This window comes from Rhizobacter sp. SG703 (assembly GCF_012275445.1).
In the GTDB taxonomy this organism is placed as follows: Bacteria; Pseudomonadota; Gammaproteobacteria; order Burkholderiales; family Burkholderiaceae_C; genus Rhizobacter.
This window is the reverse complement of sequence record NZ_JAAZQK010000001.1, coordinates 80,018-96,053: the sequence shown is the minus strand read 5'-3', so window position 1 is coordinate 96,053 and position 16,036 is coordinate 80,018. Positions and strand designations below refer to the sequence as shown.

Here is a 16,036-nt window from a genome sequence, read left to right as displayed (position 1 = left end):
TGCCTAGAGTGGGCCTCCTCTCACGGAGCCGCCATGATCGACAGAAACCTTGCACGGGGACTCTTCCTGGCCGCCATCGCGCTGGCCTTCGGACTCGGCGCGCTGCGCTACCCCATCGGTGACTTCAGCCGCGCCGGTGCCGGGCTGTTCCCGCTGATGGTGAGCGGCCTGCTGCTGCTGATCGCCGTCGCCACCGTCGTGCGGTCGCGGCTCGTCAGGAACGGGCCGCCCTTCGGGTTCAACCCGGTCAACATCGCGCTGCTGCTGTCCAGCCTGTGCGCGTTCGCGCTGGTGTCGCGGGTGCTGAACATGACGGCCGGCATCGTCGCGCTGGTGTTCATCTCGGGCTTCGCCGGCACGGCGGGGTACTCGATCGTGCGCAACCTGAAGGTGTCGGTCGGCTTGTTCCTGGTGGCGCTCGCCTTCCAGAAACTGCTCGGCCTCAGCCTGAACCTGTACTGAGGGCCGACGATGATGGACCTCCTCCACAACCTCGCGTTCGGTTTCAGCCACGCGCTGACGATGCAGAACCTGCTGTTCTGCGCCATCGGTTGCACGGTCGGCACGCTGGTCGGCCTGCTGCCGGGCCTCGGCCCGCTGGCCACCATCAGCCTGCTGCTGCCGCTGACGTATTCGATCCCCACCAACGGCGCGCTGATCATGCTGGCCGGCATCTACTACGGCGCGCAGTACGGCGACAGCGTCAGCGCGATCACGATGAAGATCCCGCATGCCAGCAGCATCGTGGCCTGCATCGACGGCTACCAGATGACGCTGAAGGGCAAGACCGGCCTCGCGCTGTTCACCGCCGGCGTGTCGAGCTTCATCGGCGGCACGGTGGCCATCGTGGTGCTGACCTTCCTCGCGCCCAGCCTCGGCGAGGTGGCCTTCCTGTTCGGCCCGGCCGACTACTGCGCGCTGATGCTGGTCGGCTTCGTCTGCGTCAGCTTCGTGACCACCGGCAGCCTGCTCAACGGCATGGCGATGTGCCTGATCGGCGTGCTGCTCGGCCAGATCGGCACCGACGTCAACAGCGGCGTGGCGCGCTACACCTGGGACCTGCCGATGCTGGCCGACGGCGTCGGCCTGGTCAGCGTCGCGCTCGGCTGCTTCGGCATCGCCGAGATCACGAAGAACCTCGATTCGCGCGAGGAGCGCTCGCCGTTCAACGGCACCATCCACCTGATGCCGACCTGGGCCGAGTTCAAGCGGATCATCCCGAGCGCGCTGCGCGGCAGCGTGATCGGATCGTTCCTCGGCATCCTGCCGGGCGGCGGGCCGGTGATCGCGCAGTTCGCCGCCTATGCGGTCGACAAGAAGGTCAGCAAGTACCGCGACGAGATCGGCAACGGTGCGATCGAAGGCGTGGCCGGCCAGGCCGCGGCCGACGAAGCCGCCGCCCGCACCAGCTTCATCCCGCTGATGAGCATCGGCATTCCGGAGAACGCGGTGATGGCGCTGATGATGGCGGCCTTCGTGATCAAGGGCATCCAGCCCGGCCCGAACATGATCGCCGGCCACCCCGACCTGTTCTGGGGCCTGGTGGCCAGCATGTGGGTCGGCAACTGTTTCCTGCTGGTGCTGAACGTGCCGCTGGTGCGCTACTGGCTGTCGGTGTTCAAGATCCCGTACAGCGTGCTGTTCCCGTCGATCCTGTTCTTCTGCTGCATCGGCACCTACAGCGTCAACAACAACCTCGACGACATCTTCGTCACGGCCGCGTTCGGGCTCGGCGGCTACCTGTTCTCGCGCCTCGACATGGATGCGGCGCCGTTGATGCTCGGCTTCATCCTCGGGCCGATGCTGGAAGAGAACTTCCGCCGCGCGATGCTGTTGAGCCGCGGCAGCTTCAGTGCGTTCGTGACCCGGCCGATCAGCGCGACGCTGATCGGGCTGATCGCCGTGTTCATCGCCTGGCAGCTGGCGGCCTTCCTGCTGAAGGCGCGCGCCCAGCCGCAGCCGGCATAGAAAAGATTACTAATTCGTCTTGCGTAATCACACAGGTTGTCTGGTACATATTTACGGATTGTTACCTGATTATTAGTACCGCAGCTCGCCCGGTTCGGATGCAATCCGCTCAGGGCGAGGTCTCGTTGTGGGGTTTGTCGTGGCGATGAGCGCTCTGCCCGCGTTCCGACGAACCACCACAGGAGACAGACATGACCCTCGATCGACGTGATTTCCTGCGCGGCAGTGTTGCCATCGCCGGTGAAGCGGCCGCGGCCGCCACCGCGTTGAGCCCGCTGCCCGGCCAGGCCGCGGTGGCCTCCTACCCGCAGAACCGAAGCCCGCTCGCGCCGGCCGCGTTCCTGCGGCTGCCGCCCGGCGCGGTGCAGGCGCGCGACTGGCTGCAGCTGCAGCTCGAGCGCCAGCTCAACGGGCTGTGCGGGCGCTTCCCGGAGGTGTCGCACTTCCTCGGCTACGACAGCACCGGCTGGATCCACCCCGAGCGCGGCGGCTGGGAAGAAGTGCCGTACTGGCTGCGCGGCTTTGTCGACCTCGCCTACGTGACCGGCAACGCGACGGCGCTGGCCACCGCGCGCCGCTGGATGGACGGCGTGCTCGCGACGCAGGCAGCCGACGGCTTCTTCGGCCCGACCGCGCTGCGCAGCGCGTTGAACGGCCATGCCGACGTCTGGCCGCACCTGCCGATGCTGCATGCGCTGCGCTCGCATGCCGAGTACACCGGCGATGCGCGCGTGGCACCGTTCCTGACGCGCTTCTTCCGCTTCCTGACCACGCAGCCGAACGGCGTGTTCAGCGACGGCTGGGGCACCTGGCGCTGGGGCGACGCGATCGATTCGATCTACTGGCTCTACAACCGCAGCGGCGAGGCCTTCCTGCTCGACCTGGTGCGGCGCATCCACGCCAACTCGGCCGACTGGGTCGGCGGGCTGCCGGACCGCCACAACGTCAACATAGCGCAGGGCTTCCGCGAGCCGGCGCAGTTCGGCGTGCTGTCGGGCGATGCAGCGCACCGCAACGCCACTTACGCCCGCTACGACGGCGTGCAGGCCGCGTGGGGCCAGTTCCCCGGCGGCGGTTTCGCGGGCGACGAGAACGCCCGGCCGGGCTTCGGCGACCCGCGCCAGGGCTTCGAGACCTGCGGCATCGTCGAGTACATGATGAGCCACGAGATCCTCGCGCGCATCACCGGCGACGCCACCTGGTGCGACCGCACCGAGGAGCTCGCGTTCAACTCGCTGCCGGCCGCGCTCGACCCGCTGGGCCGCTCGGTGCACTACGTGACCAGCGCGAACAGCATCGACCTCGACAACGCGCCGAAGCGCAGCGGCCAGTTCCAGAACGGCTTCGCGATGCAGTCGTACCGCGCCGGCATCGACCAGTACCGGTGCTGCCCGCACAACTACGGCATGGGCTGGCCGTATTACGTCGAGGAGATGTGGCTCGCGACGCCCGACGGCGGCCTGTGCGCCGCGCTGTACGGGCCTTGCACCGTCAGCGCGTCGGTGGCCGGCGGCACGCGGGTGACGATCACCGAGACCACCTACTACCCGTTCACCGACAGCGTGACGCTGCGGCTGCAACTGCCCGCGGCCGTGACCTTCCCGCTGGTGCTGCGCGTGCCCGGCTGGTGCGCGGCGCCGGAAGTGCGGGTCAATGGCGCGCCGGTCGCCGCCGGCGCCGGGCCGCGCTTCATCACGGTGAACCGGCTGTGGGCGAACGGCGACATGGTGGCGCTGCGCTTTCCGGCGCAGCCGGTGGTCAGGCGCTGGCCGGCGCAGCACAACGCGGTGTCGGTGCACCAAGGCGCCCTCGCGTTCTCTCTGCAGATCAGCGAGAACTGGGTGCAGACCGGCGGCAACGCGCAGTGGCCGGAATGGGACGTGCACCCGGGCTCGGCCTGGAACTACGGGCTGGTGCCGAACACCGCCATCACGGTGACGACCGGCGGCAACCTGGCCGATCCATTCATGACCGGCAACGCGCCGCTGCGGCTGCTGGCGTCGGCGCAGAAGATCGGCGGCTGGCAGGCGGATGCGGAACACGTGGTGACGCCGCTGCAGGACGGGCCGGTCGCGTCGAGCGCCGCGGTCGAGCAGGTCACGCTGATCCCGATGGGCGCGGCGCGGCTGCGCGTCACCTCGTTCCCGCAGACCGGCGGCACGCGACCGTGGCTGCCGCCGGGCGCGTCTCTGCGCATCCAGAACAGGAACTCCGGCAAGGTGCTGGGCGTGGACGGCATGTCGCTCGCCAACTCGGCCAACGTGGTGCAGTTCGACGACAGCGGCACGCAGGACCACCTGTGGCGGCTGATCGATGCCGGCAGCGGCCGCGTCAAGATCCAGAACCTGAACTCCGGCCGGCTGCTCGCGGTGGAGGCAGCGTCGACGGCCGATTCGGCGCGTGTGCAGCAGTACGAAGACAGCGGCACGGCCGATCACCTGTGGCAATTGATCGACCTGGGAGACCTTGGCGGAGGGTGGCTGCGCATCCGCAACGTCAACAGCGGCAAGGTGCTGGGCGTGGCGGGCATGTCGCTGAACAACTCGGCGCAGGTGGTGCAGTTCGCCGACAACGGCTCGGCCGACCACGACTGGCGGCTGGTCCCGAACGGCGAACTGCGCATCCAGAACGTGAACAGCGGCAAGGTGCTGGCGGTGGAGAACATGCAGACCACCGATTCGGCGCGCGTGCAGCAGTTTGCCGACAACGGCACGCCGGACCACGCGTGGACCTTCCTGCCGAATGCCGACGGCAGCTTCCGCATCCGCAACGTCCACAGCGGCAAGGTGCTCGCGGTGGCCGGCATGTCGCTCGCCGACTCGGCCCAGGTGCTGCAGTTCACCGACAACGGCACCGCCGACCACAACTGGCGCATCCGCGTGAACGCGGCGAGCCCCGGCACGCTGCGGCTGCAGAACGTCAACAGCGGCAAGGTGCTGGCGGTGCATGCGATGTCGACGGCGGATTCGGCCAACGTCGAGCAGTTCGCCGACAGCGGCACGGCGGACCACGACTGGCGGCTGTTGTAAGCGCATCGGCGTCGCCTGGGTGGCGAGGCGCGATACCGGAGGTGGAGCATGCCGATACCGCGGGCCCGGTCGGCGGGCCATCGGCATGCTCGCCGCTAGAGTGCATGACCCTTCAACCCACTGCCTCCACCGGGAACACCATGCAACGACGAATCCTGCTGGCCACGATCGCCGCGCTGGCCACCTCGCTCTTGCCGGCGCTGGTGTCGGCGAAGGAAGCGGTGGCCCGGGTGCTGGGCCAGACGATCTACAGCGACGACACGACGAAACCCGCGCGCGGGTTGCAAGGCCAGATCCTCGGGCCGCTGCTGCAACGGTTTGCCGAGCAGCAGCGCGTCACCGTCAACGACGCCGAGGTGACCGAACTCGAAACGGCGCTGAAGCTGCCACCGCCCCCGCCCGGGCTGTCGGAGGCCGACAAGGCGATGCTGCGGCAGGTACCGTTCGAGATGGTGCGGCAGTGGAAGGTCAGCAGGGCGCTGTACCAGCGCTATGGCGGCGAGGTGATCTTCCAGCAGGCCAACCCGATGGAACCAGTGGGCGCGATGCGGCGCTTCCTGGAGGAGCAGGAGAAAGCCGGTGCGTTCCAGATCTACGACGCCGACGAACGCACGCGCTTCTACGAGTACTTCGTCCGGTCGCACCCGATGGTGGTGCCGAAGGAGAAGGTGAACTATGACGTGCCGTGGTGGCGGCAGGCGAAATGAGCCTCCGTGGCCGACGGCTGATCCACCGCGACCGCCCTCACCCCAACAAACTCGCCGGCACCTTCCCGCCGTTCTCCGCCAGCTTCTTCATCACCTGCTTGTGCAGCCAGATGTTCATCGTCGCGGTGTCGCCGGTATCGCCGGTGTAGCCGAGTTCGCCGGCCAGCTGCTTGCGTTCGGCCAGGCTCGATTCCATGCCGACCAGCTTCATCAGGTCGACGATCGAGGTGCGCCAGTTCAGTTTCTGCGACGAGGCCGCGGCCAGTTTCGTCAGCACCGCCTCCACATCCACCTCGCTCATCGCGACGGGTGCCGCAGTGGCCGGCACGGCGGCCGGTGCAGCCTGGGTCGGCGCCTGCGCCACCGCGGGCGCCTCGTCCTTCTTGCCGAAGATCGCGTCCTTGATCTTGCTGAAGATGCTCATCACGGGCTCCTGTTCGGTTGAGGGGTTGCCGACCCAGTCTAGGCGCTGCGTCGCGCCGATCAAAGCGTCACGGCCCGTCAGCGTGTCAGACAGCCTGTCGCCAAGGTGACAGAATCGCCCGTCGCAAAACATGCCCCACCCCATGACCCGAACCAGCGCCACCCGCGCCCTGCCCGCCCTGCTGCTCACGCTGTTGCTCGCCGCCTGCGGCGGCGGCGGTGGTGGCGACAGCCCCAACGACACCGCCCAGAAGCCCGCCCCGCCCGACGCGCCGGCCTCGAGCCCGTCGGCCGCCGACACCCTGCCGCCGGTCGTCTCCGCCTCGGTCACCGTGTCGACCACGGCCGTGACCTTCAACGCGCTCGCCACCGACAACGTCGGCGTCGTCTCGGTCAGCTTCATCGTCGATGGCGGCACCATCGAGGCCAGCGTGCAGGAGTCGCCGAGCGACGGTTCGTACACCTCGTCGCTGCCGATCGGCCTCGTCACCAACGGCACGCACAGCTTCGTCGCGGTCGCGGTCGATGCCGCCGGCAACAGCACCACCTCGGCCTCGGCCGGCTTCACGGTCGGCACGCCGGCCGGTGCGCCGGGCAGCAGCGACACCCTCCCGCCGACGATCACCGCCGCGGTGCAAGGCCACTTCGGCCTGGTCAAGCTGACGGCCATCGCGAAGGACGAGACCCGGCTGTTCGGCGTCGACTTCCTGGTCGACGGCCAGCTCACCGGCACCTGGGCCTCGCTGCACTACAGCAGCAACGATCCGGCCGACCAGTACTACGTGCTGTTCGACACGACGACGCTGTTGCCGGGCGCGCACACCGTCGTCGCCCGCGCGCGCGATCTCGCCAACCACACGACGCTGTCGGACGAGATCGTGCTGAACGTCGACCCGGCCGCCGGCCTCGCCGAGACGGAGCCGAACAACACGCTGGCCACGGCCAACGCGGTGGCCTCGGCGCAGCTGCCGATCTACGGCACGCTGAAGAACGAGACCGAGCTCATCGGCTCCACGAAGATCGTGCACACCGACAGCGACTACTACAAGCTGACCGTGCCCGCCGGCCAGACGCTGACGGTGCGCATGCTGACCCCGCAGCACCAGGGCTTCTTCGTCTCCATCGTCGACGCGAACGGCGACAAGCTCTCCGGCGATGCCGAATTTCCCAGCTCGGGCGAGGTCAGCGTGGCCTACACCAACGGCGCGACGGCGCGCGAGGTGTGGATCCGGCTGTCGAGCAGCCCGTACGACTTCGAGGACCGCAACCAGTACACGCTGTCGCTGAGCCTGCAGTAACGCGGGCGAAACTCAGTCGTCGCCGGCGAGCGCCGCGTCGGCCGCCAGCGCCGAGCGCAGTGCCGTCGTGTTGCGCCAGTCGGACTGCAGCACCTCGTTGCCGGCCGCCTTGGCCGACGCGCCGGCGCTGTTCGCCCGGCGCTGCCACAGCGGGCTGATCCAGCCTTTGCCCATCTGGTCGCCCAGGCCCGGGTCGTTGTCCTTGCCTCCCTGGATGTCGCGGCGCGCGTTCTTCACGTTCACCGCGCTGTACTGCGTCATCGCCGAATAGAGCGCGATGCCGCCGGCGCCGGCCGCGAGCATCACCTGGCCCCACGCCGGCAGGCTGCTGGTGCCGCTGATCGGCTTGTGCGCCTGCGCGGGGTCGTGAGATTGCGCGGCCAGGTGCTTGTTGACCTCGTACACCGCCATGTTCACGCCGCGCCCGAGCAGCAAGGCGCCGGCGCCGCCCAGCACGCCGAAGGTGAACTGCTGCGACAGGCGCTGCCCGACCTGCGCCGAATACTCCAGCGGCGAGCGCAGCTTGGCCCAGCCCTCCGACCACGCAAAAGCCACCGCGGTGTTCTGCATCGCCTTGCCGAACAGCTGGCGTGCGAAGCCGTTCTCCTCCAGCCCGCTCAGGTTGCCGTCGGCGATCTTCTGGAGATCGGCGTCGCAGTCGGCGATCTCCGCGGCGAGGTCGGTGGCCACGCGGTCGCCGGCCTCCGGATCGATGCCCGGTGCCGGCGGCTGCGCCTGGCGCGCCTCCAGCCGCGCCTGCAATTCCTTGCGGTGGCTGTCGACCATCGCGCTCACGCGGCCGGCGATCAGCATCTCGGGCTCGACGACCAGGCCCTGCAGCTTCTTCGGATCGATGCCGGTCGGCCGGATCGGCCGGCCGGCGTTCCAGTCGGCCTGCCCTTCGGCATTGAAGAGGTCGCCATACAGGATGCTCAGCCGCATTTCGTCGGCCTGCGCGGTGCGCTCGTCCTGGCCGGCCCCGACGTGCTGGCCGAGCAGCGCGCCGAGCGCGATCGCGACCGACACGCCGGTGATGGCCGCCGCCGGCACGTGCTTCGCCTGCATCGCCGGCGCCAGGATGCCGCTCAGGCCGCGCAAGGTGCGCCAGAACACCTGTGCGTTCGTCGAGTTCTTCTGGCGCTTCTGCATGCCTTCGAGGCGCAGGCCGTCGAGCACGAGCCCGGCCGCCTGCACGGCGCGAGCGGTCTGGTCGTCCTGGATCTTCTCCAGGCCCCGGTGTTCGTCGGGGGTCAGCGCGCGCAGGAAGTTCCGCAGCTGTTCTTCGGTGGGTGCCGCATCGGTCGGCAGCGCGTGCTCCGGATGCCGGGCCGCCAGGTCGCGCAGCATGTCGCCCATTGCGGCGGCATCCTTCTGCGCCAGGTCTTTCAGCGCCACGAGATCGGCCTCGATCTGCTGCAGGGTCGTGCTGGCCTTGATGTTGCCGGGCATCTTGCCCATCGGCCCGCCCTTCTGCCGCATCACGGTGATGGCCGAGACGATCGGGGTCTGCAGGCCCGCCGTCACGAAGGGCTGCGCCGCCAGCGCCGCGACGCTGCCGCCCAGCACCTTGGTCGGCGTGCTCTCCAGCGCCGCGAACGGGATCGCACCGTACAGCACCGCCTGGAACAGCGAGCCGCTGCTGGGGATGTAGCGCCCGCCCTTCGTCGCCATGTCGTCCATGGCCTGGATCTTCGCGTCGGAGAGTTGCAACGCCTCTTTCTGGAACCGGCGGATCAGCGCGGGCGACAGCAGCCGGGCCAGCTGGTCGTGCGAAGGCGTCGTGCCGTCGCCGGTGCCGGACGCGAGCGGGTTGTGGCGCACCTGGTTGACCAGGGTCGCGGCGGCGCTCAACTGCGCGTCGCCCGGCGTGATCGCGCGCTGCGCGGCGAGCTTGCGTTCGAAATCGGGCAGGTTGCGCGCGAGGCTCACGTCCGCCGGCGGCGGCTGGTCGACGGACGAGGCCGTCGATGTCGACGACCCCGTCGTGCCCAACGCGGCCAGGCTGCCGGCCTGGCGCGGGCGGGTGCCTGCATGGGCGCGCGGTGGACGCGTGACCGGAGGACGGTCGCCGTCGAGCGACCGAGCGGACGACCGTGAGCCGGTGTCGGGTTGACGGGATGGATCGGACTGGGTCCTGACCGAGGGCGCGCGGCTGGGCGTGGCGGTCAGCTTCGGAAGCGTCGGCATCGACATGGTGTGGAACGCGAGAGTGATCGAATGGACGCACTGTCTTCGGGCGTCGCCGTCACATTTCCGGGCGCGCCGAAGCCCCTGTCGCGAATGCGAAGCCCGGTCGGCCGCCGACGGACCGATCCGGGCGTTTGTCATCCAACCGTCACGCCGGGCATCGCTTCAATGCGCCGCCACCACGGCGATGCTGCAGTCGCGTCCCTGGACCTGCACGTTCGATGGCATCGGCCGTGCGCCGCTGTACGCGAGCTGCATCCCGAAGTCGACCGAGCTGCCTGCCGCCACCGTCGAGTTCCAGTCCGCCGGCCGGACGGTGATGGTGCGCGCACTGGACGTCACCGCACTGCTCCAGAAGTTGGTCACCGTGAAGTCGTTCGATTCGGTCCACGACAGCTGCCAGTTGCTCAAGGCCTGCGTGCCGGTGTTGCCCAGGCGGATCGCCACCACCTGCCCCGCGCCCCAGTCGTTGCCGATGTCCAGCGTGACCGCGCACGAGCCGACCGGCGGCGTCGTCCCCTGCTGCGTGGTGGCCGACACGGTGGCGCTGGCGGCGCCCTCCCCGCCGGCATTCGCGGCCGTCACCTGGTACCAGTACGTGGTGTTCGCCGCGAGGCCGGTGTCGGTGTAGGCCGCCGTGGTGGGCGACCCGACGGCACTGAAGCTGCCCGCCGCGCCGGTGACCGAGCGCTTCACCGAGTAGCTCGTCGCATTCGCCACCGCGGTCCACGCGAGCGTCACCGACCCAGCCCCGCCGGTGGCCGCGAGCCCCTGCGGCGCGGCCGGCGGGATGACCGGGCTGCCGCCGCAGGCCTGCGGCTCATTGCCGAACACCTTCACACCATTCGAGTACACCGGGATCGCCAGCGACTTGACCGTGCTGCCGGCCGACAGCCCGGCATACGATGGATCGTTCGCCGGGTTCCAGTACGCCGTGCCCGAGGGCGCCGAAAAGCGGAACTGGATCTCCTTGCGGTGCGCCGACTGGCCGCCCGGGTAGATGTCGGTGCCGCTGAAGTCCGCGACGGCGTAGTAGATGCTGCTCGTGCCGCAGCGGAACAGCCCGCTCGCCGTGCCGCCCTGCGAGTAGTTCGTGCTCAGCGCGATCGCCGAGGCCGGCACGCCGGCGGCGATCACCTCGCCCAGGTCGACGTAGTAGCGCAGCGACAGCTTGTCGCCGTGGCGGGCCGGCCAGCCCGAGCGGTTGTTCAACAGCGCCTTGATCTCGGTGTAGGTGCCGCCCGAGCTGTTGATGCCGGCCTCGACGAAGAACTCGTCCTCGGTGGCCACCTCGCGCGGCGGGAAGTCCGCGAGCGGCGCACCGCCGGGCGCGAGCTCGTTCATCTTCGCGAGCACGCCGGTGAACGCGGCGTTGTAGTCGGTCGCGACCTCGTTCGACACGTAGTTGCCGATGTCGTCGCTGTACGAATCGTCGGCCCCCGGCCCGCCCACCAGCGCGCCGTACAGCAGGTGGCGGTGCTGTGCCGGCGTCGCCTGGCTGTCCAGCCACGAACCGTGCGCCGTGCGGTGGTGCGGGTGCTGCGGCGGGTTGGCGCCGAAGCCGATCAGGTAGCTGCCCTGGCGCGGGTTGTCGCCCAGCGCGTAGTTGACCTGGCGCGTCGCGAAGTCGCGGTAGCGCTGCTGCTTCGCCGCGTCGCCCACCACGTCGGCATAGGCGAGCGCGATGAAGGCCTCGTTCATCGCGTAGCGCAGCGAGCCCCATTGCTCCAGCCACGCCAGGCCGCCCGGCGTGTAGGTCACGCGCTGGCCGTCCGAGGTGCCGGTGGTCCAGTAGTCGAGGTTGCGCTCCAGCGCGTCCTTGTAGAGGGCCTTGCCGGTGCTCTCGGCCAGCATCAGGTAGACGCCGACGTGCTTGCTGTCCCAGCCTTGCGTCCACTTGTACGGCAGGTACGCGGTCTGCCCCTCGGTGCCGAAGCTGCCGACCGCTGCCTCGGCCTTCTGCAGGTAGGCCGCCTCGCCGGTGGCGCGGTACAACCAGGCCGCGCCCCAGGCCAGTTCGTCGGCATAGCCCGACCAGGACTTGTAGTAGTTGGCCGCATCGGTCACGCAATCGGAGTACTTCGCGCGCACGGTGTCGGCGAAGGTGTACAGCTGCCGCGCATGCGTCAGCAGCTGCGCGGCATAGGCCGGGTCGCTGGGCGAGAACAGCATCGAGGCCGCCGCCATCGCCGCGGCCGTTTCGGCGGCCACGTCGGAGCCGCCGCAGCTCGCGGTGATCCGGTAGCTCGGCGCCGCGAGCGGGTAGACCTCGACCGGGCCCCACCAGCTGTGGTCGGCGCCGCCGTTGCCCACCTGCACCACCAGTTCGTTCGGCGCGGTGTGCGCGCGCATGAAGTAGTCGTTGACGAAACGCAGGTTGGCGAGCAGCGCCTCGTACTGGCCGGCAGCCTGGTAGCCGGCCTTGAAGCGCAGCCCGCCCCAGGCAAGCTGGGTCGCGCTGTACGCCATCGGGAAGCCGAACTTCACATGGTCGCCGGCGTCGTACCAGCCGCCGGTCAGGTCGCGGCCGATGTCGCTTCCGTCGGACAGGCGCGAATCGCCGCGCCAGCTGGTGACGCGGTTCCAGGCGGGCAGCTTGCCGGACTGCTGCGCCTCGTAGAACAGCACCGATTTCTGCAGCGCCTCGGCATAGTTGAAGTGCGGCACGGCCGACGGCGCGGCCATCGCGCGGGCATGCAAGCTGTCCCGCGTGGCCGTGTCGTCGGGCGCGGGGGCGTCGCCGCCGCCGCAGGCACTCAAGGCCAGCGCGATCGCGGCCGCGGCGCCGCGGCTCAGGGCCGCGCGCCGCAGGCGCCGGAGGAGGTTCTGGTTCATGGTCGTCTCCCTGGATCAGGTCAGAGGTGGGTGGGCACGCTGGCGTACCCGGCCAGGCGGGCGGCAATGGCATCCGGCATCGACCGGGTCAGCGCGTTGTAGTGGTCGGCGAAGCGGCTGTAGCGCTCGCGCGCCTCGGCCAGCCGGGGTTCCGACTGCAGCAGTTGCCGGTGCAGGCCCTGCACCGCGGCGTCATCGCGCAGCGCCGGCTGCCGCTGCGCCGCGAGCACGAGCCGGAACAGCAGGCCGGTCAGCTCGCCCTGGTTGCGCTTGAAGGCGTCGAGCGCGCGCGGGTCGTCGAGCAGCCCCGGACCGCCGGGCAGTGCCGCGGCACGCGCCAGCGCGCCGCGAGCCGCCTCGACCAGTTGCGGGTCGACGCCGGTCGCGTGGCCGGCCGCCTGCAGCGCCGGCATGGCGAGCCGGTGGCGTTCGGCGTAGATCAGGCCGATCTCGTCCCACGCGGCCGTGCTGGCCGTGCGGGCCTCGCCAAGGCGGATCACCAGGCGCGAGCCCCAGGCCGTGGCGCCGGCCACCAGCGCCAGCCCGAGGGCCAGCGCGGCGAACCGACCCCGGGACAGGCCCGGGGGCGATGCGGTGTGAAGGTGGTTCATCGCATCCCCCTGTCGTCACTTGACGGTGACCGTGCAGCTGTGGCCGGCCAGCGCCAGCCCGGTGGGCAGCGGCTTGGCGCCGCTGTAGCCGATCTGCATGCCGAACTCGACGCTGCCGTTCGGCGACACCGTGCCGTTCCAGCCGACCGGCGTGGCCACCACGCCGCGGCCGTTCTTCGTCACCGTGGCGCTCCAGGAATTCGACAGCGTGAAGTCGTTCGACTCGGTCCAGCTCAGCGACCAGCCGGTGATCGGCGCCGTGCCGGTGTTGCCCAGCTTCACCGTCGGCACCTGGCCCGCGCCCCAGTCGTTGCTGGTGTCGAAGCTGATCGTGCAGTCGGCCACCACCACGTCGTTGTCGACCTCGGTGGCGGCGACGACGGCGCCGGTGTGGCCGGTCGCCGCCAGGTTGAAGCTCGCACTGCCGTTGGCCTGGTCGGCATCCTCGGCGGCGGCGATCACCAGGTTCTGCGGCACGTTGTAGTTGGCCGGCGTGAAGGTCAGCGTGGTGCTCGCGGTGCTCAGGTCGACGTCGCCGCCGGCCGCCTTGCTCACCGTCACCGTGACCGTTCCTGACGGCGCCTGCGACAGGCTGACGCCGACGCTCGCGCTGGCGCCTTCGGCCACGCTCAGCGTGCTGCCGCTCAGCACGATGGCCGGCGTGCCGCCACTGCCGTCGCCGTCGATGTTCGCGTAGTCGTTGAAGGCCATCGCGATGTCGGCCTGCGCCCAGAAGCGGTGGTAGACCCAGTCGGGCGACGCGCCGCCGGCCAGGTAGGCCTGCAGCTTCGGCCACTGCGGGTCCTGCCGGTACTTCGGCCGCAGGCTCAGGAAGGTCGCGTTCGCATCGATGGTCGCCCCCTGCGCGTTGGTGCCGGTCCAGCCGGAGGGCACGTAGACGCCCGAGCCGGTGGCCGCGTCGTAGGTGTCGTCGAAGCGCAGGTAGTCGGTGCGCTTCTCGGCGATGGCGATGCCCTTGCTGTCCTGGTAGCGCGTCCAGGCGCGGTCCAGCAGCTCCTTCGCCAGGGCCCTGGCGGCGGCGTTGCCCGACTTCGCGGCGTAGTGGATCAGCGTGCGCGCGAAGGCCGCGGTGGTGCCGATGTCGGTCGTGCGATCGGCCACCGTGACGCGCAGGTTCGCGTTCGCTCCCGGCGCCGCCGGATTCCAGGTGTCGGGCTGGCCGCTCCACTTCAGCGTGCTCGGGATGGCATAGCTGCCGTCGGCATTCAGCAGCGTCTGCGCCGAGGCCCAGGCCACCCATTTGTCGAGCAGCGACTTCGCCTTCGCATCGCCGCTCGCGCGGTAGTACTCGGCCACCCGCTGCATCGACCACACCTGCATGCCGAACCATTCGTTCGAACCCGGGTCGTGGTAGACCGGGTTCTCGTCGTAGGCCATGCCGTAGAACGTGGCCGTGCCGGCGGGCGGCGCGCCGTAGTTGCCGCCCCAGCTGTTGGTGGCACCGCCGGCGATCGCGCCGTCGGCCGACTGCAGCCAGCGGTAGAACTCGAGCTGGCGTGCGAGGCTCTTGCCCCAGTCGCCGGCCGCCGTCGGCGAGCCCGGCTTGAAGTCGGCCTGCGTCGACAGCGCCCAGGCTGCGAGCGGGTTCTGGTAGCCGAAGTGGTTGTGGCTGGAGCCGATGCGCCAGGCCCAGCCGGCGCTCGTGTCGGTTGCGCCGCCCCAGGCGTAGTACCAGCTCATCAGGTAGGTCTGGTTGTCGCGAAAGCCGTTCGCGTCCGGCTGGCCGGTGCCGGCCGCGCAGGTCTGCGCGCCGACGCAGTTGCCGATCTTCTTGAAGTACTTGTCGAACATCGAATAGCGCAGGTAGTCGCCCATGCGGGCCGCCTTCTTGACGAGGTCGGCCACGTCCGCGCCCCTGCCCTGCGCCTTCGCCCACACCGAGGCCCAGTAGACGGCCTGGATCGCGCGCGCATCCGCATCCGGCGCATTGGTGTAGCGCCACTGCTTCGCATAGCTCTGGTCGCCGATGAACAGGCTCAGGAAGCCCTGCGTGCCGCCGCTGCGGCCCCAGCGGAAGGTCTCGCACGAGGGATGGGGAATCGTCTCCCACACCGATTCCTGCGGCCCGCGCTGGAAGGTGTTGATGTAGGCCGGCTTGGTGCTGCCGTCGCCGCAGCGGCCGTAGCCGTACCAGTTGTCGACGTCGGTCAGCCAATGCATGCCGTAGATGTCGCGCGTGCCGTAGGCCGTCGCGAGCTCGGTGGCGATCGGGTCCTGCCCCGGCGTCGCCGCGTTGTCCAGCGGCGCCGGGTAGTCCTTGGGCAGCGGGAACTCGCCGGCATAGGTGGCCGGCTTGGCGGGGTTGTAGAAGCTGTTGGTGGGCTGGTCGGCCGTGGGCGGGATGATGGTCTGTTCCATCTTCGCCCAGGCGGCCTTCAGCGGTGCCCAGTCGCCGGTGACGCGGCCGTACTGCGCCTCCAGCCAGAGCCAGAAGCTGTAGGCCTCGGAGGTCGTTTCATGGCCGTAGTCCGGCGCCTCGACCATCAGCGTCTCGATCGAGTGGTACGGCACGCCGTCGCTGCTGAAGTAGCCGTTCGCCGGGTCCTTGATCTTGTTGTATTGCGTCAGGAAGCGCTGCGTGTACTCGGCGTCGGCGGCCCGCGCCGGTGCGGCGAGCGACAACGCCAGCACGGCCGCGGCAACGGCCGAGGCAACAGTCGAGAGAGCGTGGGATCGGATCTTCATCGAAAGGTCTCCTGTATTGAAAACGTTTTCATATCAATGAAACTGCGGTCGAGCGCACAGCACCGCCGCGGCGCCAGGGCGCCTGCGGCGGGTACAACGATTCGCGGGTCGTTCGAGCGCGTCAGGACGGGCTTGGGATGCCCGGGCGCTCTGGGATGGCCGATGGCCGGCGGGGGAACTGCAACTGCATCATTCCGTGTCTCCTTTCCCTCGGCGCGGCGGTCTCGCGACGGCGCGCCGTGATGTTCTGGACGGTCTGTCTACAACTGCTG

The 16,036-nt window shown here is 69.6% G+C and carries 10 protein-coding genes; 5 read left to right on the top strand and 5 right to left on the bottom strand.

Annotation, left to right across the window (positions count from 1 at the left end; genetic code table 11):
• Positions 1–33: 33 nt before the first annotated feature.
• The 4 genes from FHT26_RS00380 (at position 34) to FHT26_RS00365 (ending at position 5,704) form a co-directional block, all read left to right on the top strand.
• Entirely contained in the window at positions 34–462 is a 429-nt protein-coding gene (locus tag FHT26_RS00380) for a tripartite tricarboxylate transporter TctB family protein (RefSeq protein ID WP_168558231.1), read from the top strand.
• Between the two features lie 12 nt (positions 463–474).
• A complete protein-coding gene (locus FHT26_RS00375; RefSeq protein ID WP_168558230.1) occupies positions 475–1,968 on the top strand; it encodes a tripartite tricarboxylate transporter permease in 1,494 nt (497 codons plus the stop codon).
• 191 nt (positions 1,969–2,159) lie between these two features.
• Positions 2,160–4,997, top strand: coding sequence for an RICIN domain-containing protein (locus tag FHT26_RS00370; protein ID WP_168558229.1), 2,838 nt, complete (start codon positions 2,160–2,162; stop codon positions 4,995–4,997).
• A gap of 140 nt (positions 4,998–5,137) precedes the next feature.
• Positions 5,138–5,704, top strand: coding sequence for a hypothetical protein (locus FHT26_RS00365; protein WP_168558228.1), 567 nt, complete (start codon positions 5,138–5,140; stop codon positions 5,702–5,704).
• A 37-nt stretch (positions 5,705–5,741) separates the two neighbouring features.
• On the opposite strand, the gene FHT26_RS00360 is transcribed toward FHT26_RS00365, so the two are convergent.
• On the bottom strand, positions 5,742–6,128 hold the full coding sequence (locus tag FHT26_RS00360; protein WP_168558227.1) for a DUF3597 domain-containing protein: 387 nt from the start codon (positions 6,126–6,128) through the stop codon (positions 5,742–5,744).
• Positions 6,129–6,270: 142 nt separating this feature from the next.
• On the opposite strand from FHT26_RS00360, the gene FHT26_RS00355 reads away from it, so the two are divergent.
• Complete coding sequence (locus FHT26_RS00355; protein WP_168558226.1) at positions 6,271–7,425, top strand: Ig-like domain-containing protein; 1,155 nt, start codon at positions 6,271–6,273, stop codon at positions 7,423–7,425.
• Positions 7,426–7,437: 12 nt separating this feature from the next.
• Here FHT26_RS00355 and FHT26_RS00350 read toward each other — a convergent pair whose 3' ends face one another.
• The 4 genes from FHT26_RS00350 to FHT26_RS00335 all read right to left on the bottom strand — a co-directional run bounded on the left by FHT26_RS00350 (position 7,438) and on the right by FHT26_RS00335 (position 15,764).
• Positions 7,438–9,612, bottom strand: coding sequence for a hypothetical protein (locus FHT26_RS00350; RefSeq protein ID WP_168558225.1), 2,175 nt, complete (start codon positions 9,610–9,612; stop codon positions 7,438–7,440).
• 165 nt (positions 9,613–9,777) lie between these two features.
• Complete coding sequence (locus FHT26_RS00345; protein WP_168558224.1) at positions 9,778–12,447, bottom strand: glycoside hydrolase family 9 protein; 2,670 nt, start codon at positions 12,445–12,447, stop codon at positions 9,778–9,780.
• A 20-nt stretch (positions 12,448–12,467) separates the two neighbouring features.
• Positions 12,468–13,058, bottom strand: coding sequence for a LemA family protein (locus FHT26_RS00340; RefSeq protein WP_168558223.1), 591 nt, complete (start codon positions 13,056–13,058; stop codon positions 12,468–12,470).
• A gap of 15 nt (positions 13,059–13,073) precedes the next feature.
• Positions 13,074–15,764, bottom strand: coding sequence for a glycoside hydrolase family 48 protein (locus FHT26_RS00335; RefSeq protein ID WP_168558222.1), 2,691 nt, complete (start codon positions 15,762–15,764; stop codon positions 13,074–13,076).
• Positions 15,765–16,036: the final 272 nt, after the last annotated feature.